Origin of the sequence: Pseudomonas sp. WS 5411, assembly GCF_012985595.1 — a bacterium.
GTDB lineage: Bacteria > Pseudomonadota > Gammaproteobacteria > Pseudomonadales > Pseudomonadaceae > Aquipseudomonas > Aquipseudomonas shahriarae.
In genome coordinates, this window is the sequence record NZ_JAARMC010000048.1 from 1 (window position 1) to 1,357 (window position 1,357).

At 53.6% G+C, this 1,357-nt stretch carries 1 protein-coding gene; it reads right to left on the minus strand.

What is annotated here, in order from left to right; all coding sequences use genetic code 11:
- Positions 1 to 81: 81 nt before the first annotated feature.
- The gene (locus HBR93_RS26695; protein ID WP_169961431.1) at positions 82 to 1,257 is read right to left on the minus strand and encodes an integrase core domain-containing protein; all 1,176 of its coding nucleotides are present in this window, start codon (positions 1,255 to 1,257) and stop codon (positions 82 to 84) included.
- Positions 1,258 to 1,357 lie beyond the last annotated feature (100 nt).

Below are 1,357 nucleotides of genomic sequence, written 5' to 3' on the forward strand. Positions count from 1 at the left end.
CTGTGGGCATGCCGAGCCTAGGCGAGGCACCGAGTGGTGGGGCATGTACGGGACAACCACATAGGTTACAAAAAAGTGCATTCACATAGGTGACACTTTGATTGAAACATACCCGTTCTTTGCGTCTCTAGCATCGACACGGCCTAGGATCACAGGCCCGAAGATCACCTCCCAGACATCATCTCGAATTAGCTCCATTCCAATGGTCTGATACTTGAGCAGATTGCCTATGTAGATCCTAAGACCTGCTCGATTGATGATTCCATTACTATCAGCCAGGTAACACTCCACGTGGCTCGCATACCCCATTTCAGGCAGCTTTTCCGGGTAAGCGCGGGGTGAGGGCAAATAACATGAGGCTGGTGTTTTCTGGCCAAGCGCCTCGTGCCCTCGCTCATGATTGTAGTGCTGCATAAAGCGATCAAAGTGTTTCTGCTGAGCTTCCCAAGCAATCGCCGCTGGTTGGGGCAAAGTGCTTTTCAGGGTTCGGTGCATCCTTTCATGGCGTCCATTCTGATCTGGGCGGCCGGGCTCAATTCGCTCAGGGATAATCCCCAACCGCAGCCACCAGATCGACAGCTGTGATAACCCTGCACGGCCCGTGCTGGCAAACGGTATGCCGTTGTCGGTCCGAATACGTTCAGGCAAGCCATACTCGCGAAAAACACGCTCGAAGGTTTGTTGGGTTTCTTTGAAGTTGGTATTGCGCATGCCCTGGCAGGCCAGTAGAAAGCGGCTGGCATGGTCCATGATCGTCAGCGGATAACACCACACTCCGGCCCCTGTCAGAAACTGCCCCTTGTAGTCAGCGCTAAAGAGCTGATTTGGGGTCTCTGCCTTGCACAGGGGCTTTGGATAGACAGCCACGCGCTGACGCACACGTCGAGGTGCAATCAGATCAGCGGCCTTGAGGATGTTGTAAATGGTTGTTTTCGAGGGTGGATCCTGCCCGGGAAAACGCTGGCGCAAGTCGTTCTGAATCTTCTTCGGCCCGGGAATAGTCTCCCCGATAGAACGAAGCTCGATAATTGCTTGCCTGATAGCAAGAGGCACAACATAGGTTTGATTGTGCCGGCACCGGCTACGCTCTTCGAGCCCTCTAGGCCCTTCAGCCTCGTACCGCTCGACCCATTTGTAGCCAGTCTTCCGACTGACCTGGTAGTCGCGGCACAGCTGGCTAAAGGTATCTCTTTCAGCCAAATAGGCGGCGATGAACATCACTTTGAGGTCCATAGGTTTCAGCTCTTCCCAGGGCATGGTCAGATCCTCACAAAATCGACCCTGCCAGTTAATAACTGTTACCTATGTGCGTGAACTGATTTGTAACCCATGTGGGTGAGTCATACCGGCAAGAGCG

What these genes read in the sequence shown, in the direction of transcription:
- HBR93_RS26695 (WP_169961431.1), bottom strand. Translation starts at nt 1,257, where the DNA reads ATGCCCTGGGAAGAGCTGAAACCTATGGACCTCAAAGTGATGTTCATC.